The 20,999-nt window shown below is 72.9% G+C and carries 23 protein-coding genes; 12 read left to right on the top strand and 11 right to left on the bottom strand.

What is annotated here, in order from left to right; all coding sequences use genetic code 11:
• The first annotated feature begins 182 nt into the window (after window positions 1–182).
• Window positions 183–530, top strand: coding sequence for a hypothetical protein (locus ACZ7N4_RS02185; protein ID WP_471352803.1), 348 nt, complete (start codon window positions 183–185; stop codon window positions 528–530).
• A gap of 58 nt (window positions 531–588) precedes the next feature.
• On the opposite strand, the gene ACZ7N4_RS02180 is transcribed toward ACZ7N4_RS02185, so the two are convergent.
• Window positions 589–1,716 carry a hypothetical protein gene (locus ACZ7N4_RS02180; RefSeq protein WP_471352801.1) on the bottom strand — a complete coding sequence of 376 codons (1,128 nt, stop codon included), beginning with the start codon at window positions 1,714–1,716 and terminating at the stop codon, window positions 589–591.
• 251 nt (window positions 1,717–1,967) lie between these two features.
• On the opposite strand from ACZ7N4_RS02180, the gene ACZ7N4_RS02175 reads away from it, so the two are divergent.
• Window positions 1,968–2,561, top strand: coding sequence for a helix-turn-helix domain-containing protein (locus ACZ7N4_RS02175; RefSeq protein ID WP_471352800.1), 594 nt, complete (start codon window positions 1,968–1,970; stop codon window positions 2,559–2,561).
• A 105-nt stretch (window positions 2,562–2,666) separates the two neighbouring features.
• Here ACZ7N4_RS02175 and ACZ7N4_RS02170 read toward each other — a convergent pair whose 3' ends face one another.
• Both ACZ7N4_RS02170 and ACZ7N4_RS02165 read right to left on the bottom strand, forming a co-directional pair.
• On the bottom strand, window positions 2,667–3,692 hold the full coding sequence (locus tag ACZ7N4_RS02170) for an MBL fold metallo-hydrolase (RefSeq protein ID WP_471352797.1): 1,026 nt from the start codon (window positions 3,690–3,692) through the stop codon (window positions 2,667–2,669).
• 73 nt (window positions 3,693–3,765) lie between these two features.
• On the bottom strand, window positions 3,766–3,990 hold the full coding sequence (locus ACZ7N4_RS02165) for a hypothetical protein (RefSeq protein ID WP_471352795.1): 225 nt from the start codon (window positions 3,988–3,990) through the stop codon (window positions 3,766–3,768).
• 437 nt (window positions 3,991–4,427) lie between these two features.
• Here ACZ7N4_RS02165 and ACZ7N4_RS02160 point away from each other — a divergent pair, with 437 nt between their 5' ends.
• The 3 genes from ACZ7N4_RS02160 to ACZ7N4_RS02150 all read left to right on the top strand — a co-directional run bounded on the left by ACZ7N4_RS02160 (window position 4,428) and on the right by ACZ7N4_RS02150 (window position 7,315).
• A complete protein-coding gene (locus ACZ7N4_RS02160) occupies window positions 4,428–5,879 on the top strand; it encodes an aldehyde dehydrogenase (protein WP_471352793.1) in 1,452 nt (483 codons plus the stop codon).
• Between the two features lie 3 nt (window positions 5,880–5,882).
• Window positions 5,883–6,116: a ferredoxin gene (locus ACZ7N4_RS02155; protein WP_471352791.1), complete on the top strand. Its 234-nt coding sequence runs from the start codon at window positions 5,883–5,885 to the stop codon at window positions 6,114–6,116.
• Window positions 6,117–6,238: 122 nt separating this feature from the next.
• The gene (locus ACZ7N4_RS02150; RefSeq protein WP_471352789.1) at window positions 6,239–7,315 is read left to right on the top strand and encodes an NAD(P)/FAD-dependent oxidoreductase; all 1,077 of its coding nucleotides are present in this window, start codon (window positions 6,239–6,241) and stop codon (window positions 7,313–7,315) included.
• An 86-nt stretch (window positions 7,316–7,401) separates the two neighbouring features.
• Here ACZ7N4_RS02150 and ACZ7N4_RS02145 read toward each other — a convergent pair whose 3' ends face one another.
• Window positions 7,402–7,746 (bottom strand): hypothetical protein, encoded by a 345-nt coding sequence (locus ACZ7N4_RS02145; RefSeq protein ID WP_471352787.1) that lies wholly within the window; start codon window positions 7,744–7,746, stop codon window positions 7,402–7,404.
• Between the two features lie 339 nt (window positions 7,747–8,085).
• Between ACZ7N4_RS02145 and ACZ7N4_RS02140 the strand changes: the two genes are divergently transcribed.
• Window positions 8,086–8,229: a hypothetical protein gene (locus tag ACZ7N4_RS02140; RefSeq protein ID WP_471352785.1), complete on the top strand. Its 144-nt coding sequence runs from the start codon at window positions 8,086–8,088 to the stop codon at window positions 8,227–8,229.
• Between the two features lie 328 nt (window positions 8,230–8,557).
• Here the strand turns inward: ACZ7N4_RS02140 and ACZ7N4_RS02135 are convergent, their stop codons facing one another.
• Complete coding sequence (locus tag ACZ7N4_RS02135) at window positions 8,558–9,184, bottom strand: TetR family transcriptional regulator (protein ID WP_471352783.1); 627 nt, start codon at window positions 9,182–9,184, stop codon at window positions 8,558–8,560.
• 219 nt (window positions 9,185–9,403) lie between these two features.
• On the opposite strand from ACZ7N4_RS02135, the gene ACZ7N4_RS02130 reads away from it, so the two are divergent.
• The 3 genes from ACZ7N4_RS02130 to ACZ7N4_RS02120 are packed head-to-tail and all read left to right on the top strand — an operon-like array spanning window position 9,404 to window position 12,677.
• Window positions 9,404–10,828, top strand: coding sequence for a glycosyltransferase family 4 protein (locus tag ACZ7N4_RS02130; protein WP_471352781.1), 1,425 nt, complete (start codon window positions 9,404–9,406; stop codon window positions 10,826–10,828).
• The gene (locus ACZ7N4_RS02125; protein WP_471352779.1) at window positions 10,822–11,610 is read left to right on the top strand and encodes a class I SAM-dependent methyltransferase; all 789 of its coding nucleotides are present in this window, start codon (window positions 10,822–10,824) and stop codon (window positions 11,608–11,610) included. Before ACZ7N4_RS02130 ends, ACZ7N4_RS02125 begins: the two co-directional genes overlap by 7 nt.
• On the top strand, window positions 11,607–12,677 hold the full coding sequence (locus tag ACZ7N4_RS02120) for a prenyltransferase/squalene oxidase repeat-containing protein (RefSeq protein ID WP_471352777.1): 1,071 nt from the start codon (window positions 11,607–11,609) through the stop codon (window positions 12,675–12,677). Before ACZ7N4_RS02125 ends, ACZ7N4_RS02120 begins: the two co-directional genes overlap by 4 nt.
• A gap of 10 nt (window positions 12,678–12,687) precedes the next feature.
• Here ACZ7N4_RS02120 and ACZ7N4_RS02115 read toward each other — a convergent pair whose 3' ends face one another.
• Complete coding sequence (locus tag ACZ7N4_RS02115) at window positions 12,688–12,981, bottom strand: hypothetical protein (RefSeq protein ID WP_471352775.1); 294 nt, start codon at window positions 12,979–12,981, stop codon at window positions 12,688–12,690.
• A gap of 161 nt (window positions 12,982–13,142) precedes the next feature.
• Here ACZ7N4_RS02115 and ACZ7N4_RS02110 point away from each other — a divergent pair, with 161 nt between their 5' ends.
• Complete coding sequence (locus ACZ7N4_RS02110; protein WP_471352773.1) at window positions 13,143–13,736, top strand: hypothetical protein; 594 nt, start codon at window positions 13,143–13,145, stop codon at window positions 13,734–13,736.
• On the opposite strand, the gene ACZ7N4_RS02105 is transcribed toward ACZ7N4_RS02110, so the two are convergent.
• The 5 genes from ACZ7N4_RS02105 to ACZ7N4_RS02085 all read right to left on the bottom strand — a co-directional run bounded on the left by ACZ7N4_RS02105 (window position 13,733) and on the right by ACZ7N4_RS02085 (window position 19,319).
• Window positions 13,733–14,743 (bottom strand): LLM class F420-dependent oxidoreductase, encoded by a 1,011-nt coding sequence (locus tag ACZ7N4_RS02105; protein ID WP_471352771.1) that lies wholly within the window; start codon window positions 14,741–14,743, stop codon window positions 13,733–13,735. The genes ACZ7N4_RS02110 and ACZ7N4_RS02105 overlap by 4 nt on opposite strands.
• 108 nt (window positions 14,744–14,851) lie before the next feature.
• A complete protein-coding gene (locus ACZ7N4_RS02100) occupies window positions 14,852–15,652 on the bottom strand; it encodes a DUF5336 domain-containing protein (protein ID WP_471352768.1) in 801 nt (266 codons plus the stop codon).
• 83 nt (window positions 15,653–15,735) lie between these two features.
• On the bottom strand, window positions 15,736–16,713 hold the full coding sequence (locus ACZ7N4_RS02095) for an N-acetylmuramoyl-L-alanine amidase (protein ID WP_471352766.1): 978 nt from the start codon (window positions 16,711–16,713) through the stop codon (window positions 15,736–15,738).
• Between the two features lie 22 nt (window positions 16,714–16,735).
• On the bottom strand, window positions 16,736–17,386 hold the full coding sequence (locus ACZ7N4_RS02090; RefSeq protein ID WP_471352763.1) for a class I SAM-dependent methyltransferase: 651 nt from the start codon (window positions 17,384–17,386) through the stop codon (window positions 16,736–16,738).
• A gap of 187 nt (window positions 17,387–17,573) precedes the next feature.
• Window positions 17,574–19,319 (bottom strand): MFS transporter, encoded by a 1,746-nt coding sequence (locus tag ACZ7N4_RS02085; RefSeq protein ID WP_471352762.1) that lies wholly within the window; start codon window positions 19,317–19,319, stop codon window positions 17,574–17,576.
• Between the two features lie 301 nt (window positions 19,320–19,620).
• Here ACZ7N4_RS02085 and ACZ7N4_RS02080 point away from each other — a divergent pair, with 301 nt between their 5' ends.
• Together ACZ7N4_RS02080 and ACZ7N4_RS02075 are read left to right on the top strand one after the other, a co-directional pair.
• On the top strand, window positions 19,621–20,160 hold the full coding sequence (locus ACZ7N4_RS02080; protein WP_471352760.1) for a SigE family RNA polymerase sigma factor: 540 nt from the start codon (window positions 19,621–19,623) through the stop codon (window positions 20,158–20,160).
• Between the two features lie 26 nt (window positions 20,161–20,186).
• A complete protein-coding gene (locus ACZ7N4_RS02075; protein ID WP_471352758.1) occupies window positions 20,187–20,981 on the top strand; it encodes a hypothetical protein in 795 nt (264 codons plus the stop codon).
• The last annotated feature ends 18 nt before the right edge of the window (window positions 20,982–20,999 follow it).

Below are 20,999 nucleotides of genomic sequence, written 5' to 3'. Positions count from 1 at the left end.
TCGAGCCAAGCCGAGAACCTGGAGAAGGACCGACGCCGGATTTACACCGGCTTCCCCCCGTACGGGTGTGATGACGACCCCCGCCACTTTACCGGCCGTCCCGGAGGGGCTGAGGGGTGGCTGTGGGCACAGGGGCAGGGTGAGGGGGGTCACGGTCTGAGGGGCGGGGCAGGACGCAGGACATGTACCGGAAGTTCCTCGCCCCCGGCGACCGGGAAGTCCTCGAAGCGATCGGCGAGTGGCCGGCCACCGACGAGAACGGTGCGCGCGTCCTCGCCTGGCACGGGACCGACGGGGAGGCGCTCGTCCTTTCCTACGACGTCCTCGCCAGGTCGGTCAGGGTGTGCTGGTCGCGTGGCGGTGCGGTGCTGCTGGACGTCTTCCGTGAGGGTGCGACACGGCTGTCCTTCACGTCCGGCCCGTCGGCGACGCACGCCACGGTCGACTTCCACACGGGCGAATGCGCCGGCGTGCTGGAGATCCAGGTGGCACCGCACTACTCCGTGCGCGATCGCCTCCTCTTCCGGTGACGGGCACGGCGACGGCAACGGCCCCTCTCGCGCCCCGCCCGGCTGCCGGACTTCCTCCCTAGGCCGCGTGGACGTCCGGGGTCGGGGACACCGTCACCGTCAGGTGGCGGGCCAGGCGGCGCAGGGCCTCCTCACAGGCCGTCGGGTCCTCACCGGTCGTCACCCAGTGGGCCAGGCGGTCGGTGACGTGTGCGTGGGGGGCCGCTGTCACCGGGTCGCCGGGGTGGCGGGTGAGGAGGACGTGGTCGGTGGACGGGTCGTGTTCGGCGGCGGGGTCCAGGTGCAGGTGGGTCAGGCGGCCGGTCACGGTCGGGTAGGCGAACTGGACGGCGGCGGCGCGCTGTCGGGTGGGGGTGAGGTCCGGGTGGTCGCCGGTGGCCAGGGCCACCGCGGCCGTGGCGAGGTCGACGCCGGTGGCCCGTTCGACCAGGAGCGGGATCAGGTCGCCGGGCAGGTGCGGGGCGACGGTCAGGACGCGGGGACCGCGGGCGGTCAGCCGTAGCGTGATGTGCGCGACCGTGTGGGTGAGGGCCAGGGCCCGTACCGTCCGTTCCACGCAGGTGCGCAGGAAACGGTTGTGCAGGAGCCCGTCGTGGGCGTGGACGTGGTGCCGCAGCGGGCTGCGGGCGGGCGGCGGACCCGGCGTCGTACGGGTGAGCGCGACGATGCGGACCTCGTCGTCCAGGACGACCGCCTCGGCGGACACCAGGGGGCCTTCGCCGTCCCGGGCATCCGCTGTGTTCCGTGCGTCCGCTGTGTTCCGTGCGTTCGGTGTGCCCGCCCCGTCTCCCCTGCTTCCCCTGCCCCGGGGGCCCGTCGTCGGCAGTCGGTTGCGGTGCAGCAGGGCCCGTAACGTGACGGGGTCGGCGCAGGCCGCGGCCGTCTCGTACGGCAGGCCCGGCAACCCCAGCCGGGCGGTGATCCGCGCGGCGGTCGTCAGATGCGCTGCGGACCAGGTCAGGACGCCGGCCACCGGGTGCCCGGCCGCGTACGCGAGCACCGCCTCGGTCGCGGCCGACTCCCGCGCCGGGTCGGCCGTCAGGTGCCCGGCCAGGTACGGGCGGGTCCAGGCGGGCGGATCCGGGTCGACCAGGACCACCGGGCGGGCCGCGGCGATCCGTGCCAGCGGGAACTCGTCGCAGGAGTCCCGGCGGCCGGCCCCGAGGAGCACGACGGGCTGCGCCATGGGTGCCTGGACCTTCCTCGGGAGAGGGCGGACAAGAAACACCCCGGGTGCCGCTCCCCCATCGGCGGCACCCGGGGTGGGTCGGATCTTGCTCTCCGTGCAGCGATCCTCACCCACAGCGGCCTCAACTGTCAACGATAGCTGCGCAATCAGGCAGGGACCCTTGCCGCATCTGGTAGCCGAAGGGGCGAACGGGTAGCCTCGCGGTCAGCCAAGCCGTCGAACGGACGACACGCCCAGGGGGGACCTCGGTGAGTGACGCCTACGCCCCTCTGGCCGAAGTCCTCGACCGGCTGGGCGAGTTGACCGGCCGTCCCGGCCGGTTGCCGGAGGCCCTCGACGTGGCGGGCCTCTCCTACCGCACCGGCATCCCCGTCGGCGTCGTCGTGGAACTCCTCTCCGGTGGCCGTGCCCCCGAGGCCTGCCTGGCCCAACGCGTGCGTCAGCGCCTGGACTTCATCCGGGAGAGCCGGCGCCGCCCGGACGGCAAGCGGTACTCGCTGGACGAGCTGGCCAGGATCGCCGGCACCAGCCGGCAGTGGCTGAGCGAGTGGCGCAAGAGCGGCATGCCGAGCCTGGAACACGCCGACCGGCTGCGCCGCTTCTTCGGCCTGCCCGCGGGTTTCTTCACGGCGGACGAGTCGGAGGCGCTGCACGAGGCGCTGCAACCGGTGCTGCAGAGCCTGGAGGCGGAGGCGGACCCGTTGTTGCGGCTGCGTGAGAGCGGGCTGATACGCCTGGCCGCCCGGGCTCCGCAGATGAACGCCCGCCAGCTCGCCACCCTGGCCGATCTGGCCGAGATGATCATCGCCTCGGAGCGGGCGGAGGGTGCCGGCGGCGCCTGAACGGTGGCAGCGCCTGAACAGTCGCTGCGCCTGAACAGTCGCTGCGCCTGAACGGTCCGCCCGCCGCGCACGTCCGGGGGGTGGCGGCGAGCGGAAGCGGGCTCCTCACACCGCCGCGTACACCACCGGCTCGCTCCCCGGCACCGGCTCCGCGCGGCCCTGCTTCACCAGGCGGCGCAGGTGGGACTCGGCCTCCGAGACCGCGATGCTGCGGGAGCCGTGGGGGATGTCGGACCAGGGGCGGTTCCACTCCATGCGCTCGGCGAGCTGCCAGGGGGTGAGGGGTTCGGCGAGGAGGGCGAGGAGGCCGGACAGCCGGCCCTCGTGGTGGTCGAGCAGCGCCCGCACCCGCGCCGGTGCGTCGGTGAAGGGGTGTTGGTGGGCCGGGAGGATCTCGGCGGGGGTGAGCCGGGCGACCCGCTCCAGGGAGCCGAGGTAGTCGCCGAGGGGGTCCGTGACGGTCGCGTCGTCGGGGTCCTCGTACAGCCCGATGTGCGGGGTGATCCCGGGCAGCAGGTGGTCGCCGCTGAACAGGCGTCCACGCCCGGGGAGTCGCGCCGGGTGCTCCTCCTCCAGGTGCAGGCAGACATGGCCCGGCGTGTGTCCCGGTGTCCAGACGGCGCGCAGCCGGCGGCCGGGCAGGTCGAGGAGCTCGCCCGGAACGATCTCCCGGTCCGGCAGGGCGGGGGAGAGGCCGGGCAGGGTCCGGGCGCGGGGTGTCCGCAACGGCGCCACGTGCTCCTCCGGCGCCCCCGCCGCGGTCAGTTTGGCCGCCATGTACGAGAACCAGCGCTCCGGCCGGGTCTCCCGCGCCCGGCGCACGATCGCCGCGTCGGCCGCGTGCAGCGCCACCCAGGCACCGGACGCCTCACGCACCCGCGCCGAGAGGCCGTGGTGATCGGGGTGGTGATGGGTGATGACGACCCCGTGGACCTCCCCGACCGCCGTACCGCAGTCCGCGAGGCCCGCCACCAGCGTGTCCCAGGAACCCGGGTCGTCCCAGCCGGTGTCGACGAGCACCGGGCCCCGGTCGGTGTCCACCACGTACACCAGCGTGTGACCGAGGGGGTTGTCGGGGATGGGCACCCGGACCGACCGCACGCCCCCACCGTGATCGAACGTCGTCGCCATCCGGATCCCCGCCCCTCCACCCTCCGCCCCCATGGCCCACCAAAACTAGAACCCGTTTCCGTAGGCGTCCACGTCACAGCCGCCGCTTGTCCCTGAGATAGGGGAGTACCAGGAAGCGCGGCCTGTTGAAGAGCCCGATCAGGATGATCAGCAGCCAGCAGAGCACCATGCCGCCGAGGGACGCCGCCGCGATCCCCGACCAGGGCTCGGCCGGTCGCCGTGTCCGCGAGGCCGCGACTCCCACCGCCAGCGTGCTCACCATGACGGACATCAGGACGAAGTTCGCCGCAACGATCACGACACCACGCGTGAGGGCCCATCCCGGCGCCCCTCTCACACTGAACGACCGTGCGGCAGCGGAAGCGCGCTCAGGATGTCCCCAGAGCCGGGCAGCCGCCACGACGTACCGGACGGCCAGCGCCACGGACACGGCCGGCGCAACGAGGCCCCCGATCACACGCCACTCCGCTCATCCGTCGCCCGCTCGCAGCCGGTTCAGGATAGGACCTCGTCTCAGCGGCGGGACAGACCTGCGCACTCCTCGGCGCGGGGGAGCCGCGTGATGTGCCGGGCCCCGCCCCTGACCACCACGAAACCGCCGGTCAGAGGCATTCCCGTCCCGTCCGTGGACTACTTGAACCAGAACTGGTATCAGTTCTGAAACAGCGTCAGAAATGCGCGTTCGAGCCACTGTTGGCGGTGGGCGCGGTGCGGTGCGGCGGGAGGCAGCCGGTCATGACCGAGCTCGTGGAACACGGACAGCTGTTCATCGGCGGGGAGTTGACCGACCCGCTGGGCCGGGACGTCATCGAGGTGATCTCGCCGCACACCGAGGAGGTCATCGGCCGCGTGCCGCACGCCTCCCGGGCGGACGTCGACCGGGCCGTGGCCGTCGCGCGCCGCGCCTTCGACGAAGGGTCCTGGCCGCGCGCCACCCCGGAAGAGCGGATCGAGGTCGTCACCCGCATCAAGGACGGCATCGCCGCCCGGCACGAGGAGATCGCCCGGGTGATCTCGTCCGAGAACGGCTCGCCGTACTCCTGGAGCGTCCTCGCCCAGGCGCTCGGCGCGATGATGGTGTGGGACGCGGCGATCCGGGTCGCCCGCGACTTCACGTACGAGGAGCGCAGGGACGGTGTGCTCGGCCCGCTCCTGGTCCGGCGCGAGCCGGTGGGCGTGGTCGCCGCGGTCGTCCCCTGGAACGTCCCGCAGTTCGTCGCCGCCGCGAAGCTGGCGCCCGCGCTGCTGACCGGCTGCACGGTCGTCCTCAAGCCGTCCCCGGAGTCCCCGCTGGACGCGTACCTGCTGGGCGAGATCGCCCGCGAGGCCGGTCTGCCCGAGGGCGTGCTGTCCGTCCTCCCCGCCGACCGCGAGGTCGGCGAGTACCTGGTCGGCCACCCCGGTGTCGACAAGGTCTCCTTCACCGGCTCGGTCGCGGCCGGCAGGCGCGTGATGGAGGTCGCCGCCCGCAACCTCACCCGGGTCACCCTGGAACTCGGCGGCAAGTCGGCGGCGCTGGTGCTGCCGGACGCGGACGTCCAGGCGGCGGTCGCGGGCATCGTGCCGGCGGCCTGGATGAACAACGGGCAGGCCTGCGTCGCCCAGACCCGCATCCTGCTGCCGCGCGCCCGCTACGACGAGTTCGCGGACGCCTTCGCGGCGGCGGCGAGCGCCCTGAAGGTCGGTGACCCGCTGGACCCCTCGACCCAGGTCGGCCCGCTGGTCGCCCGCCGCCAGCAGCAGCGCAACCTGGACTACATCCGCATCGGCCAGGAGGAGGGCGCCAAGATCCTCACCGGCGGCGGCCGTCCGGCCGGGCTGGACCGCGGCTGGTACGTCGAACCCACCCTCTTCGGCGACGTCGACAACACGATGCGCATCGCCCGCGAGGAGATCTTCGGCCCGGTCATCTGCCTCATCCCGTACGGCGACGAGTCCGAGGCCGTGAAGATCGCCAACGACTCCGACTACGGGCTCTCCGGCAGCGTGTGGACGGCCGACACCGGGCACGGCGTCGACATCGCCCGGCAGGTCCGCACCGGCACCTACTCCGTCAACACCTTCAGCCTGGACATGCTCGGCCCGTTCGGCGGCTACAAGAACTCCGGTCTGGGCCGGGAGTTCGGCCCGGAGGGGTACGGGGAGTACCTGGAGCACAAGATGATCCACCTCCCGGCGGGGGCGTAGCCCATGGGCGACCGCTGGCACGTCGAGGTCGACCGGTCGGTGTGCATCGGCTCCGCCCAGTGCCTCCACCACGCCCCGACCGGCTTCCGCCTCGACACCGCCCGTCAGTCCCACCCCGTCGCGCCGGACACCGACGCGAGCGAGCAGATCCTGGAGGCGGCCGAGAGCTGCCCGGTGGAGGCCATCCTGATCACCCTCGTGGGGAGCGGGGAGACGGTGTTTCCGCCGGAGGAGTAGGAGCGGGCGGATGCCGCACAGCGGCCCGCCGTTGTGTGACGGGGGCCACACACGCCTCGTGTCACGGCCCGCGGGGCCTTTCTCGTCTCGGGTGCGAAAGGTTGCTTCGACGGGAGGCTGAGATGAAGGTCGTGGTGGTGGGTGCCGGTTACGCGGGGGCGTTCGCGGCGAACCGGGTGGCCAAGCGGGTGAAGGGTGCCGAGGTCACCGTGGTCAACGAGCGGCCCGAGTTCGTGGAGCGGATCCGGTTGCACCAGCAGGTCGCCGGGACCGCGGAGGCGGCCACGCCGCTCACGTCGGTGCTGCGGGCCGGGATCACGTCGCGGATCGGGACCGTGGAGAAGATCGGCGACGGACTCGTCACCCTCGCCGACGGGGAGAGCATCGGGTTCGACCACCTCTTCCTCGCCGTGGGCAGCACGGTGCGACCGCTGCCGGGCACCGTTCCGGTGGGCACCTGGGAGGGCGCGGAGCAGGCGCGGACCGCGCTCGCCGCGCTTCCGGCGGGGAACACCGTCACCGTCGTCGGCGGCGGGGCCACCGGCATCGAGACGGCGACCGAGGTGGCCGAGGCCAGGCCCGACCTGCGGGTGCGGCTCGTCGCGACGGCGGTCGCCGACTGCCTGTCGGGCCGGGCACGGCAGCGGGCCCTCGCCGCACTGCACCGGCTGGGCGTGGACGTCGTGGACGACGGGGTGGAGGAAGTGGCCGCGCAGGACGGGGGGTTCGGCGGTCTGCTGCGGCTGCGGTCGGGCCGGGAGATCGGGTCCGACCTGACCCTGTGGGCCATCGTGGCGGGCGTGCCCCCGCTCGCGGAGCGCAGCGGCCTCCAGGTCGACGAGGGAGGCCGGGTCGTCGTGGACGAGTTCCTGCGCAGCGTCAGCGATCCGCGGATCTTCGCCATCGGCGACTGCGCGGCTGTGCCCGGCGCCCGGTTCGGCTGCCAGACCGCCGCCCCGCAGGCCGGTGCCGCGGTCGAGGCCCTGGCCCGGCTGTCCGAGGGCCGCGCCCCGGAGCCGTACGCGCTGCACTATGTGGCCCGGTGCGTCAGCCTCGGCGGCAAGGACGCGGTGGCCCAGTTCACCGAGCGCGACGACACCCTCCGCGACCGGCACATCAAGGGACGCACCGCCGTGCTGTTCAAGAAGGTCGTCTACGTCGGCACGAAGTACGGCACCCGCAAGGCGGTCGGCGCCTGACCGGGGGGGTCCGCTCCTGCGGTCCGAGGAGAGAGCGGGTGGGGAGCGGCGCGCGGGTCCGAGGCCGTACGGCTGATCGAGGAGGCCTACGCGGCCTGGGACGCCCAGGACCGGCCGGTCGCGGCCGGGCTCCTGGAACGGGTGCTCGCCCACCACCCGGACGCGCCGAAGAGCCCGGTGCGGTGGTACGACGCGCTCGCCCACAAGTTCCTGCGCAACCGGGCGAAGGCGTACGAGCTGGGCCGCGAGGCCGCCGCCCGGGCCCCGCGCGGGGAGGGCGACCCGGCGTACGGGAACCTGGGCAGCGCGGCCACGATCCAGCGGGACCGGGCCACCGCGCGGCGGGCCTGGGAGCGCTTCGGCATCCCGGTGCCGGACGGGGACGGCGAGATCGACGGGCGTTTCGGCGCCGCCTGCGTACGGCTGGACACGGGCGGGGAGCGGGAGGTCGTCTGGATCGGCCGGCTCTGCCCCACCCGGGAACGTGCCGGGGAGCGCCGGGCGCCGCTTCGGCGAGGTCGTGGTGCACGACGGCGAACCGAAGGGCCGCCGGGGCGTCGGCGGCCGCGAGTACCCGGTCTTCGTCGAGCTGCTGCTCTTCGAGTCCTCCGGCCTGCCGACGTCCACGGTGACGGTGCACGCGGCCCGGGCCGCCGACGTCGAGGCGCTGACCGGCCTCTTTCGCCGGGCCCGGCCCCGGCGGGCACGGCTACGGCGCCGAGCCGGCGAGCAGCTTCGAGCCGCTGTGCGCCTGCTGCAGCGAGGGCACGGTGGAGCGGGAGCACGGCACGCACGCGGGCACCCGGCGGGTCCTGCCTGCGGCACCCGAGGCGGAAGCCCGCCGCCTGCTGGAGGAGTGGGCCGGCGGCAGCGCGGGCGGGCGGAGCTGGAGCGGGCTGGAGCCCGTCGACTAGGCTGTCGGCTTGTTGGCAAATGGTGTGAATTGAACGGTTCCGTCAGGCGTCATCCGTTCTATGCTGGTAGCAGCCTACGAGGCGAGTGAGGGAGTCCCACCGGAGTAGCCGACTTGGGCGAGACGCACACGCATCCGCCCGGGCCGACAGCGACGGTAGGGCTGAGAGGCCGGAAGGCAGCAGTCAGGCCGGACGGCGACCCCCATCACCTGATCCGGACCATGCCGGCGCAGGGAACCCGTCTCGTAGGTCTCTTCTTGCCCTCTTCAGGGTCGTCTTCCCGTTGCCCTCTTCAGGGTCTTCTTCTCGCCCTCTTCGCCCCGGGCGGTCAGCGGTGGGTGCCCCGCTCCGGCTCCGTGAGGTCGATCAGGCGGCACACCGTCTCGATGTCTATCCTCACCTGCGCGATCGAGGCCCGGCCCGACAGCCAGGTGACCAGGGCCGAGTGCCAGGTGTGCTCGATGACCCGGACCGCGGAGAGCTGCTCGGCGGTCGGGTCCGCCAGGCCCATCGCGTCCAGGATGATCGCGGTGGTCTGGCGGGAGACCTGGTCGACCTCCGGCGAGACGCTGCGGTCGGCGAAGGTGAGCGCGCGGACCATCGCGTCGGCCAGGTGCGGCTCGCGCTGCAGGGCGCGGAAGGCGCGCATCAGGGTCTCGGCGACGCGCTCGGCCGCCGTGTCGCCCGTGGGCGGCTTCTTGCGCAGGGTGCCGTGCATGTGCTCCAACTGGTCCTGCATCGTGGCGACCAGCAGATGCACCTTGGACGGGAAGTAGCGGTACAGCGTGCCCAGTGCCACCTGGGAGGACTCGGCGACCTCGCGCATCTGCACCGCGTCGAACCCGCCCCGGCTGGCCAGCTGGGCGCTGGCGTGCAGGATCCTGCGCCGCCGGGCCTCCTGCCGCTCGGTGAGAGGTGGAGAGGCCGGACGCGAGGTGCTGGCTTCCGCAGGCATGGGTTCCGTTCCGTGACAGTCGGTGAGGGTGTCGGCAGGGCTCGTGATCGGCCGGCGCGACGGGCTGCCCGCCGTGGCGCGAATCACCTGATCCACTGCTCACAGCGCCCCTACCTGCCGGTAGATTCAGAGCCTCTTGAACGATCAAGTCTGTAACTTGTTCTAGATTAGCGTCCCGTCGTAGTCTCGCGGGACAGTGCAGGCAGAAGGGGGCACGGAGTGACCGCTGAGGCCCGGGAAGCGGGTGCCGGCCAGGAACCCGCTGCCGACGGCGAGCGACCGCTCGACATCGCGCTCCTCACCTACAAGGGGAACCCGTTCTGCGGGGGCCAGGGCGTCTACGTACGGCACCTCTCGCGCGAACTGGCCCGCCTCGGCCACCGCGTCGAGGTGATCGGCTCGCAGCCGTACCCCGTCCTCGACGAGGGCTGCCCGCGCCTCACCCTCACCGAGCTGCCCAGCCTCGACCTCTACCGCCAGCCCGACCCCTTCCGCACCCCGAAGCGGGAGGAGTACCGGGACTGGGTCGACGCCCTCGAAGTGGCCACCATGTGGACCGGCGGTTTCCCCGAACCGCTGACCTTCTCGCTGCGCGCCCGCCGGCATCTGCGCGCCCGGCGCGGCGAGTTCGACGTCGTCCACGACAACCAGACCCTCGGCTACGGCCTGCTCGGCGACATCGGCGCGCCCCTGGTCACCACGATCCACCACCCGATCACCGTGGACCGGCAGCTGGAGCTGGACGCCGCCGACACCTGGCAGCGCCGCTACTCGGTGCGCCGCTGGTACGCCTTCACCCGCATGCAGAAGCGCGTCGCCCGCCGGCTGCCCTCGGTCCTCACCGTCTCCGGCAGCTCACGCCAGGAGATCGTGGACCACCTCGGTGTCCGCGGCGACCGCGTCCACGTCGTCCACATCGGCGCCGACACCGACCTGTTCGCGCCGGATCCGGCCGTGCCGGAGGTGCCGGGCCGGATCGTCACCACCTCCAGCGCCGACGTGCCGCTGAAGGGGCTGGTGTTCCTCGTGGAGGCGCTCGCCAAGGTGCGCACCGAGCACCCGGCCGCGCACCTCGTCGTCGTCGGCAAGCGCCCGCAGGAGGGCCCGGTCGCGCAGGCCGTCGAGCGGTACGGCCTCGAGGACGCCGTCGAGTTCGTCAAGGGCATCTCCGACGCCGAACTGGTCGACCTGATCCGCTCCGCCCAGGTGGCCTGCGTGCCCTCGCTGTACGAGGGCTTCTCGCTGCCCGCGGCCGAGGCCATGGCCACCGGCACCCCGCTGGTCGCCACCACCGGCGGCGCGATCCCGGAGGTCGCCGGACGCGACGGCGAGACCTGCCTGGCCGTACCGCCCGGTGACGCGGGTGCGCTGGCCGCCGGGCTCGCCCGGCTGCTGGGCGACCGCGAGCTGCGGGCGCGGCTCGGGGCGGCGGGCCGGGAGCGGGTGCTGGAGAAGTTCACCTGGGCCCGCGCCGCCGAGGGCACCGTGGCCCACTACCGCGAGGCCGTCGCCCGCTCCGCGGGCCCCGGCCGCGCCGCCCGCCCCGTGGCGGGCGACAGCCGCTCCGCGGCCCCGACCCCCGGCCGTTCCGCGGCTCCGGCAAGTGTTGCAGGCGTCTCCTCCGAAAGCAGGGCCACGTGCTGACCGTCGACTTCTCCCGGTTCCCGCTCGCCCCCGGCGACCGCGTCCTGGACCTCGGCTGCGGAGCCGGCCGGCACGCCTTCGAGTGCTACCGGCGCGGCGCCCAGGTCGTGGCCCTGGACCAGAACGGCGAGGAGATCCGCGAGGTCGCCAAGTGGTTCGCGGCGATGAAGGAGGCCGGCGAGGCACCGGAGGGCGCCACCGCCACGGCGATGGAGGGCGACGCCCTCGCCCTGCCCTTCCCCGACGACTCCTTCGACGTCGTCATCATCTCCGAGGTGATGGAGCACATCCCCGACGACAAGGGCGTGCTCGCCGAGATGGTGCGCGTGCTCAGGCCCGGCGGGCGCATCGCGATCACCGTGCCGCGCTACGGCCCCGAGAAGGTCTGCTGGACGCTGTCCGACGCCTACCACGAGGTCGAGGGCGGCCACATCCGCATCTACAAGGCGGACGAGTTGGTCGCGAAGGTCCGCGAGGCGGGCCTGAAGCCGTACGGCACCCACCACGCGCACGCGCTGCACTCGCCGTACTGGTGGCTGAAGTGCGCGTTCGGCGTCGACAACGACAAGGCGCTGCCGGTGCGGGCGTACCACAAGCTGCTGGTCTGGGACATCATGAAGAAGCCGCTCGCCACCCGGGTCGCCGAGCAGGCGCTGAACCCGCTGATCGGCAAGAGCTTCGTGGTGTACGCGACCAAGCCGCACCTGCCGCGTCTCGACGACACCGAGACCGGGGTCGGCACCGGAGCCGGGACCGAGACCTCCGAGGCGGCCGGCCGGTGACCACTCCCCGGACAGAACACCTGGTCCTGCCCGGGGTCCTCACCGCCGAGCAGGCCGCCGCGACCGTCGCCGGCATCCTCGCCGTGCAGCGGGAGGACGGGGCGATCCCGTGGTTCCGCGGGCACCACCTCGACCCGTGGGACCACACCGAGGCCGCCATGGCCCTGGACGCGGCCGGTGAGCACGAGGCCGCCGAGCGGGCGTACAGCTGGCTCGCCCGGCACCAGAACGAGGACGGCTCCTGGTACGCCGCCTACGCCGACGGCGCCCACGACGACGTCACCGACCGGGCCCGCGAGTCCAACTTCGTCGCCTACATAGCCGTCGGTGTCTGGCACCACTACCTGTCCACGGGCGACGACACGTTCCTGGACCGGATGTGGCCGACCGTCTACGCGGCCGTCGAGTGGGTGCTGCGGCTCCAGCGGCCCGGCGGGCAGATCGGCTGGCGCCGCGAGGACGACGGCACGCCGACGGCGGACGCCCTGCTCACCGGCAGCTCCTCCATCCACCACGCCCTGCGCTGCGCGCTCGCCATCGCCGAGCAGCGGGAGGAACCGCAGCCGGACTGGGAGTTGGCGGCCGGGGCGCTGCGGCACGCGATCCGCCGCCACCCCGAGCGCTTCCTGGACAAGAACCGCTACTCGATGGACTGGTACTACCCGGTCCTCGGCGGGGCGCTGACGGGCGCGGAGGCCAAGGCCCGCATCGAGGAGTCCTGGGACCGCTTCGTCGTCCCCGGCCTCGGCGTCCGCTGCGTGGTGCCCAACCCGTGGGTGACCGGCGGCGAGTCCGCCGAACTCGCGCTCGCCCTGTGGGCGGTGGGCGAGTCCGACCGGGCCCTGGAGATCCTCCAGTCCATCCAGCACCTGCGGGACCCGGACAGCGGCCTGTACTGGACGGGCTACGTCTTCGACGACGACGCCGTCTGGCCCCGCGAGCTGACCACCTGGACGGCGGGTTCCCTCCTCCTGGCCGTGGCCGCACTGGGCGGCCACGAGGCCACGTGCGCGGTCTTCGGCGGCGAACACCTGCCGGCGGGCCTGGACCCGGACTGCTGCGGCTGATCCGCGCCGCTCAGTGCCGGTGCATCCGGTTGGCTATGGCGTGGCCGACGAAGAGGTAGACGACGGCGGCGAGGCCGTAGCCGGCGACGACCCGGGCCCAGGCCTCGTCGAACGTGAAGAGGTCGTGGGACCAGCCGGCCAGCCAGGAGGCCGCGTCATGGACGAACTGGATCAGGCTGTTGGCCCGGTTGGCGTCCAACAGGTACATCAGGATCCACAGGCCGAGGATCAGCGCCATGATGTCGGCGACGACCGCGATCACCGTACCGGCCTGATTCGCGCCGTTGCGATATCGAGGGGACATACCTTTCGGATTGCCGGGCCGGGGCCGGTGAAACCAGGGCAGGACCCGGACGCGTCCCGGACGCCACCCGGACGGCGTCCCCCGGGTGGCGTACCCGGCCGGTCCGGGTGAAGCTGCCGGAGGAAGCAGACCGCTCGGGGAGGACACGTTCGGAGGACCTCGTGCCCGTACCGATACGGCGCCTCATCGTGGCGCTCACCCTGTGCTGTTCCCTGGTGGCCGGTGCCACGGCGTGCGGCGGTGAGCAGGCGAGCAGCACCAAGACCAGCACGAAGAGCAGTGCGCAGCAGGCCGGGGAGGCGCGGGCCGAGCCCGCCGCCGACACCCCCAGCCCGACCACGTCCGCGGAGAAGCGCAAGTTCGCCAAGACGCGCTTCGTGGTGGACGCGGGCCTCGCCGCCGGCGCGACCTACCAGTGGATCGTGAAGCCGTGGAAGGCCGGCAAGTTCAAGAAGGGCGCCAAGGGCCGCAAGGTGGCCCTGGTCAAGGCCGCCCTGGCCGGCGCCTTCGCCTACAACCGGCTCAAGGCGGCCCAGAAGAACGCCAAGGCCGATCCGACCCTCTCCAAGGCACTCGCGCCCCTCACCAGTGGCATCGAGGCCCTGAAGAACCTGCCGTCCAAGCTCCGCAAGGGCGACGAGAACGCGGCGAGTTCCTTCAACGACGTCATCGGCCAGGTCAAGGACGCGGGGAAGAGCGCCGGCGCCCCGGTCAAGGACAAGGTGCCGTCCACCTCCCAGCTGACCAAGGGCTAGGAGTTCAGTTCGGCCAGCACCCGCAGGCTGTGCGGGTCCGGTGACAGGGCCAGCAGGTCCGTCACCGGGCCCGCGCGCCACAACTCCAGTCGCTCGGCGATGCGTTCACGGGGGCCGACGAGGGAGATCTCGTCGGCGAAGGCGTCCGGCACGGCCAGCACGGCCTCCTCCCGCCGCCCGGCGAGGAACAGCTCCTGGATCCGCCGGGCCTCGGCCGCGTACCCCATGCGGGCCATCAGGTCGGCGTGGAAGTTGCGGGCCGCGTGCCCCATCCCGCCGATGTAGAAGCCGAGCATGGCCTTCACGGGCAGCAGCCCCTCGGCCACGTCGTCACACACCTTCACCCGGGCCATCGGCGCCACCATGAACCCCTCCGGCAACGTCCGCACCGCGTCGCCGTACACCTCCGGCCGGCTCGGCGCCCAGTACAGCGGGAGCCAGCCGTCGGCGATCCGGGCCGTCTGGGCGACCATCCGGGGGCCCTCGGCACCCAGCAGGACGGGGAGGTCGCCGCGCAGGGGATGCGTGATCGGCTTGAGCGGCTTGCCGAGCCCGGTGCCGTCCGGGCCCCGGTAGGGGAGGGGGTGGAACCGCCCGTCCACCTCCACCGGCGCCTCCCGCCGCAGCACCTGCCGCACGGTGTCCACGTACTCCCGGGTCGCGGTCAGCGGCGACCCCGGGAACGGGCGGCCGTACCAGCCCTCCACCACCTGCGGGCCGGAGAGTCCGAGCCCGAGCAGCACCCGCCCGCCGGAGAGGTGGTCCAGGGTGAGCGCGTGCATCGCGGTGGCGGCCGGTGAGCGGGCGGCCATCTGCGCAACAGCCGTACCCAGACGGATCGTCGAGGTCCGCGCGGCGATCCAGGTCAGCGGCGTGAAGGCGTCCGAGCCCCAGGACTCCGCCGTCCACACCGAGTCGTACCCGAGTCGCTCCGCCTCCCGGGCGAGCGGCACGTGACGGGCGTCGGGACCGCGCCCCCAGTACCCGAGTGCGAGACCGAGCCGCATGCTGCACCTGCCTCCTGACGCATCGTCAGACACCAGCGGTGCAGGCGACTGTACGACAACGGCCCCCCGCCCGGAAGGGCGAGGGGCCGCCGGTGCTCGGCGCCGGGCTCAGCCGCGCTGGATGCCGGAGGTGTCCTGGAGCACCCCACGACGGCCGTCCTGGGTCTGCGCGACCAGGGCGGTACCGCGCTGCTCGACCGCCAGGTACCAGGTACCCGGGGCCAGTTCGGCGATCGGCGTCTGGGAGCCGTCCTCCGGGAACAGCGGACGGGGCACCGGCACGGCGAACCAGTACGGCGAGAAGTCCGCGACCGGGGCCTGTGCCGCCGGGGCACCCGGAGCGGGCGCCTGGGCGGCCGCCGGCTGCTGGCCGAACGGCTGGCCCGGCTGCGGCTGCGCACCGTACGGCTGCTGCGGCTGGGCACCCGGGTAGCCGTACCCACCGGGCGGCTGGGCGCCGTAGGGCTGCGGGGCGACCGGCTTGGGGGCGGGGACCAGGGGGGCCTGGAGGGCGGGCACCAGGGGGGTGGCGACGGCGGCGCCGGACAGCACGAGAGCGGCGATGAACCCGAGGACGAGACCGGCGCCGGCGTCGACGTGGTCGAGGTCGATCATCGTCCACAGCAGGAACCAGGCGGCCATGACGGCGAACGCGGTACCGACTGCGCCGAGGTCGAGTCCGGCGACCTTCCGCGGCTGCGGCAGGGAGCGGTTGACGACGATGAGGACGGCACCGATCACCGCACCCATGTAGATGCCCAGGCCGACGCCGAGGGAGTCCCACGCGTTCTGGCTGTACTCGCCGTAGCCGGAGGACAGGCTGGTGAAGTCGAGGAACGACGCGATGAACAGCACCACCGCTGCTCCGATCACCACGCCGTCGCCTCTAGTGAGGGAGCGGATATTCACTTCAGGTCCTTCGTGAGTCGTCTCGTCGTCGGTAGACACTACCGTCCGCAAGATCCGGCTGTCCGGCCGGTTCCGCCCGGCGGTCAGGACCGACGCAGGAAACTCACGATTCCCCCAGAGATCCCCTGCGCGGCCTTCTGCCGCCAGGCTCCGCTGGTCAGCAGTGCCGCGTCCTTGCTATCGCGCATGTTGCCGCACTCGATGAACACCTTGGGAACCGTTGACAGATTGAGACCGCCCAAGTCCGTGCGCGTGACGAGACCGGTACCTTCGCCCAGGTAGTTGGAGGGCGGTTCGCCGGTCTCGCGGAGGAATGTGCCCGCGATGCGCACCCCGAGGTCGTGGGACGGGCCGACGACGGGACGGGTGTCGGCGGCACCCGCGTGCACGGATCCCGGCAGGATGACGTGGAAGCCGCGGTTTCCGGGGGCGGAGCCGTCGGCGTGGATCGAGACGGCCGCGTCCGCGCGCGCGGTGTTGCCGATCCGGGCCCGCTCGTCCACGCACGGCCCCCAGGCCGGGCTGTCCCCGTCACGGGTCAGCTTCACCGTCGCGCCCTGCCGTTCCAGGAGCGCGCGCAGCCGGTGGGCGACGTCGAGGCTGAACCGCGCCTCGGTGTAGCCGTCGTCGGTGGACGTCCCGGTGGTGTCGCACTCCTTGTGGTTCGTTCCGATGTCCACCTGGCGGTTGATCTCGGCCGTGTGGCGGAAGTTGCCCGGGTTGTGTCCCGGGTCGATCACGACGACCTTGCCCTTGAGCGGGCCGGTGCCGTCCGGCCGGGGCGAGGGGGTGCCGGACACCTTGCCGTCGTCACCGGGAGAGGCGGCCGGGGAGCGGGTCGAGGAGGCGGTTCCGGGCGCGGGGGACAGCGGGGAGCCGCTGGAGGCCGGCGCGGGGGAGGCCGTACGGACCTCGGCGCCGGAACCGCCGCCGCCCACCTCCTCGTACACCAGCCAGCCGAGCAGCGCGCCGGGCACCAGCGCGGCGAGCGCCACGGTCAGCGGGCCACGGCGGCTCCGGCGCTGCTGCGGGGGATCGAAGTCCGGTCCTGTGTACGACACGTCTGCGACTCTAACCGGGGCCTCAGATCCCCGCTCCCGTTCGCCGCAGGACACGCAGCGAGCCGGTCGCCGAGACCTCCGTGAACGCCCCGGAAGCAAGGGCCCGCAGGTACACCCGGTACGGCGCCTGGCCCGTGAACTCGTCCTCCGGATGGGGGAAGACGTCGTGGATGACGAGCAGCCCGCCCTCGGCCACGTGCGGCGCCCAGCCCTCGTAGTCGGCGCCGGCGTGCTCGTCGGTGTGGCCGCCGTCGATGAACACGAACCCGAGCGGGGAGTTCCACACCGCCGCGATCTGCGGGGAGCGGCCGACGAGAGCGACCACGTGCTCCTCCAGGCCCGCCCTGTACAGCGTGCGCCGGAAGGCGGGGAGCGTGTCCATCAGGCCGATCTCGGGGTCGACCGTCTCCGGGTCGTGGTAGTCCCAGCCGGGCTGCTGCTCCTCGCTGCCCCGGTGATGGTCGACGGTCAGCGCGGTGACCCCGGCCGTGCGGGCGGCGTCGGCCAGCAGGATCGTGGAGCGCCCGCAGTAGGTCCCGACCTCCAGCAACGGCAGTCCGAGCCGCCCGGCGGCGACGGCCGCGTCGTGGAGCGCCAGCCCCTCGTCGACGGGCATGAACCCCTTCGCCGCCTCGAACGCGGCCAGGATCTCGGGCTGGGGAGCGGCGGGCATGGGGCGCCTTTCGGTCGTACGGCAATCAGGGCGCCCATGCTGCCGCACCCCCGGTCACACGCGTGACCGGGGGTGCGTGCGGCGCCCCGGAGGAGCCCGGGGCCGTGTCCGGCGTGCGGGTCCGCCGTGTGGGCGCGCTCGGCCAGGACGGTGCCGCAGCCGCCGGAGGACAGGGCGAGGGGACCCGTCAGGCGGTCACGGACTCCCCGGGCAGTGAAAGGTCCAGATCGACGGCCTGCTCCTCACCGGAGTGGCTGGCCGAGGAGGCCGACGGACCGTGTCCGGCGGCCCGTGCGGCCAGCACGTACGCCCCCTGCGCCGGCACGGCCAGCGCGTAGCCGCCGTCCTCGCCGGAGACCGTCGCACCGGCCTGCCGTCCCCGCCGGTCGATCAGGGTGACCTTGGCCCGGGCGACGGGCGCGCCGCCGGCGTCGAGGACCCGTCCCCGGAACCCCCGCAGCACCTCCTCGGCCCGCTCCAGGTTGGCCTCCTCCTCGCTGCTCGCCCGCAGCTGCGTGTGCTGCGGAACCGGCCGTGCGGCCTTCGGCAGGAAGAACGCCAGGAGCAGGCCCACGGCGACCGCGGCGGTGGCGATGAGGAAGGAGACCCGGAAACCGTGCATGGTCGGCACCGCGACGCCGCCCACGTCGTTCGCGGTGTTGGCCAGCACCATCCCGATGACGGCGCTGGACACCGACGTACCGATGGACCGCATCAGGGTGTTCAGACCGTTGGCCGCGCCGGTCTCCGAGGCGGGGACGGCGCCGACGATCAGCGCGGGGAGCGAGGAGTAGGCGAGGCCGATGCCGGCGCCCAGGATCACGGAGGTGACGACCGTCTGCCAGGCCGCGTCCATCAGGCCGAGTCCGCCGCCGTAGCCGATCGCGATGACCATCAGGCCGGTGATCAGGGTGACCTTGGGGCCGTAGCGGGCGGACAGGCGGGCGTAGACCGGGGCGGTGAACATCATCGTCAGGCCCAGCGGGGCCACGCACAGGCCGGCGACCACCATGGACTGGCCGAGGCCGTAGCCGGTGGCGGTGGGCAGCTGGAGCAGCTGGGGCAGGACGAGGGAGACGACGTAGAAGCTGACGCCGACCATGATCGAGGCGAGGTTGGTGAGCAGCACCTCGCGGCGGGCGGTGGTGCGCAGGTCGACCAGGGGGGCCGGGATGCGCAGCTCGTAGACGCCCCAGAGCAGCAGGACGGCGAGGGACGCGGCGAACAGGCCGAGCGTCGTGCCCGACGACCAGCCCCAGTCGCTGCCCTTGGTGATCGGCAGCAGGAGCAGCACCAGGCCGGTGGACAGGCCCAGCGCGCCGAGCAGGTCGAAGGTGCCCTGGGCGCGCATCGGGGACTCCGGTACGGCCAGGAGGGTGAGGACGATGGCGAGCGCGCCGAGGCCGGCGGCGCCGTAGAACAGGGCGTGCCAGTCGGCGTGCTGCGCGACGAGGGCGGCGGCGGGCAGGGCGAGGCCGCCGCCGACGCCGATCGAGGAACTCATCAGGGCCATGGCCGAGCCGAGTCGCTCGCGGGGCAGCATGTCGCGCATCAGGCCGATGCCGAGCGGGATCGCGCCCATGGCGAAGCCCTGCAGGGTACGGCCCACGATCATGAGGATCAGCTGGCTGGTGACCGCGCTGACCAGGGCGCCGACCACCATCACGGCGAGGCTGAGGACCAGCATGCGGCGCTTGCCGTAGAGGTCGCCGAGCCGGCCCATGATCGGGGTGGCCACGGCACCGGACAGCAGGGTCGAGGTGAGGACCCAGGTGGCGTTGCTGGGGGCGGTGTCCAGAAGCTGCGGCAGGTCCTTGATGACCGGCACGAGCAGCGTCTGCATCACCGCGACCACGATGCCCGCGAACGCGAGCACGGGGACCACGGCGCCGCCCGCTCTCCGGGTGGGCTGGTCGGTCGTCGTGTCTGGCATGGGGTGAGGCCTTCCGCGTGTCATAAGTGCCGGGTAAACCTCGTATGCACAGGCAACTATTCCGTTGCTTCGGGCCTCTAATGAAATCTTGACCGTTTCATGGGTTACTGACTCGGCGTCATGGCTGCGGAGGCCGGGTCCGGGGGGTGCTGGTCCGCGGAGGCCGGGGCCGGGGGTGCTGGTCCGCGGGGGGCTGGTCCGCGGGTCCACGAGGGTCGGGTCCGCCGGGAAAAATCTCCGTGCGGACCGGGGCAACGGTTCGGGCGGTCCATGGACTCCTTCAGACATCTAGGAGGTGCCCATGGGGGACGGGAAGCAGACTCGGAACGAGGAGTTCCAGAGCTTCGTGGTCGGCCGCTGGCCGCGGTTGATGCGCACGGCATTTCTCCTCACGGGGGAGCAGCACGCCGCCGAGGACCTGGTCCAGTCGACGCTCGAGCAGGTCTATGTGGCCTGGCGGCGGGTCGGCGGCGCGGACGACCCGGAGGCCTACGTACGGCGCGTGATGATCAACGCGCACGCGCGGAGACACCGCCGGAGGCTCAGGGAGTTCCTGGCGCCGAAGGACGACTCCGGCCTGGCGCGCGAGGTGGCCGACACCGGCGACCGGATCGCCCAGGCCGACGACCGAAGTGCCCTGCTCAAGGCGCTCGCGCAACTGCCCGCCCGGCAGCGGGAGGCGGTCGTGCTGCGCTACTGGGAGGACCTGACGGAGACACAGGTGGCGGAGGCGATGGGCTGCTCGGTCGGCACGGTGAAGAGCAACGCGGCCAAGGGGATCGCGAAACTCCGCGCCATACCGGGACTGGCCGACATGGTGCCGCACGGAGGGCGGAAGTGATGAGCGCGGACCGGGAGAACCACGACATGACACAGACGGACATCGCCCTCCTGCTCGCGGACGCGGCGGACGGGGTCGAGATCGGTATAGCCCCCGTCCAGGCCGTCGTCCGCGGCGGCCGGCGCCGCAAGGCGCGACGCTGGGCGGTGGCGGCGGCCACGTCCCTGGTGCTGGCGGGTTCGACGGGGGCCACGCTGGCCTTCGCCGGGCTGCCAGGAGAGCGTGCCGACCGCGGGACGCCGGTCGCGTCCCGCCCGGCGTCCGCCGAGGAGAGGCATGTGTACGCCCCGCAGCGGACGGAGCTGGCGCGGGGGACCGAACACGGCAAGGAGTGGCGGGTCTGGGTCGAGGTGTGGGGCGCGCCGCGTGACGCTCGGGAGGCGTACCGGCAGTTCGACGCCATGAAGCGGGTGGGCGTGCAACCGGCGGTGGACAAGGCCGCCGACCTGGTCGGCAAGACGTCGTACTTCTCGATGCGGTCCTACGGCGACGGCCGTGCCCTGGTGGTCATGTTCGACACGCACCGGAGAATCGACCGCCTGACGGGCACCGACCTGCAGGCCGCCGCCGTCAGCCTGGAGAAGGTCAGCGCCACGGCCCCCGAACGGCTGGTGGTCGGGCGTGTGGGGAAGAGCAGCCGGGAGGTCACCTGCCGCTGGAAGGACGGCGGATCCACCGTGGCCCGGCTGGAGGGTCCCGCGTCCGCCGGCCATGACGGCACCTCGCTGATCCGCCCGGTGGCCGGCTATCCGGGAGGGAACTGGTTCGTGTGCGTCGCCCCCGAGGGCACGGCCTACAAGGACGTCGAGGTGACCAGGTGACCCGCCGACGGGGCGGTG

The sequence above is a fragment of the Streptomyces sp. NPDC107654 genome, assembly GCF_055639035.1.
Note: the sequence above shows the minus strand (reverse complement) of the source record. Positions and strands in the feature narration are given on the sequence as shown.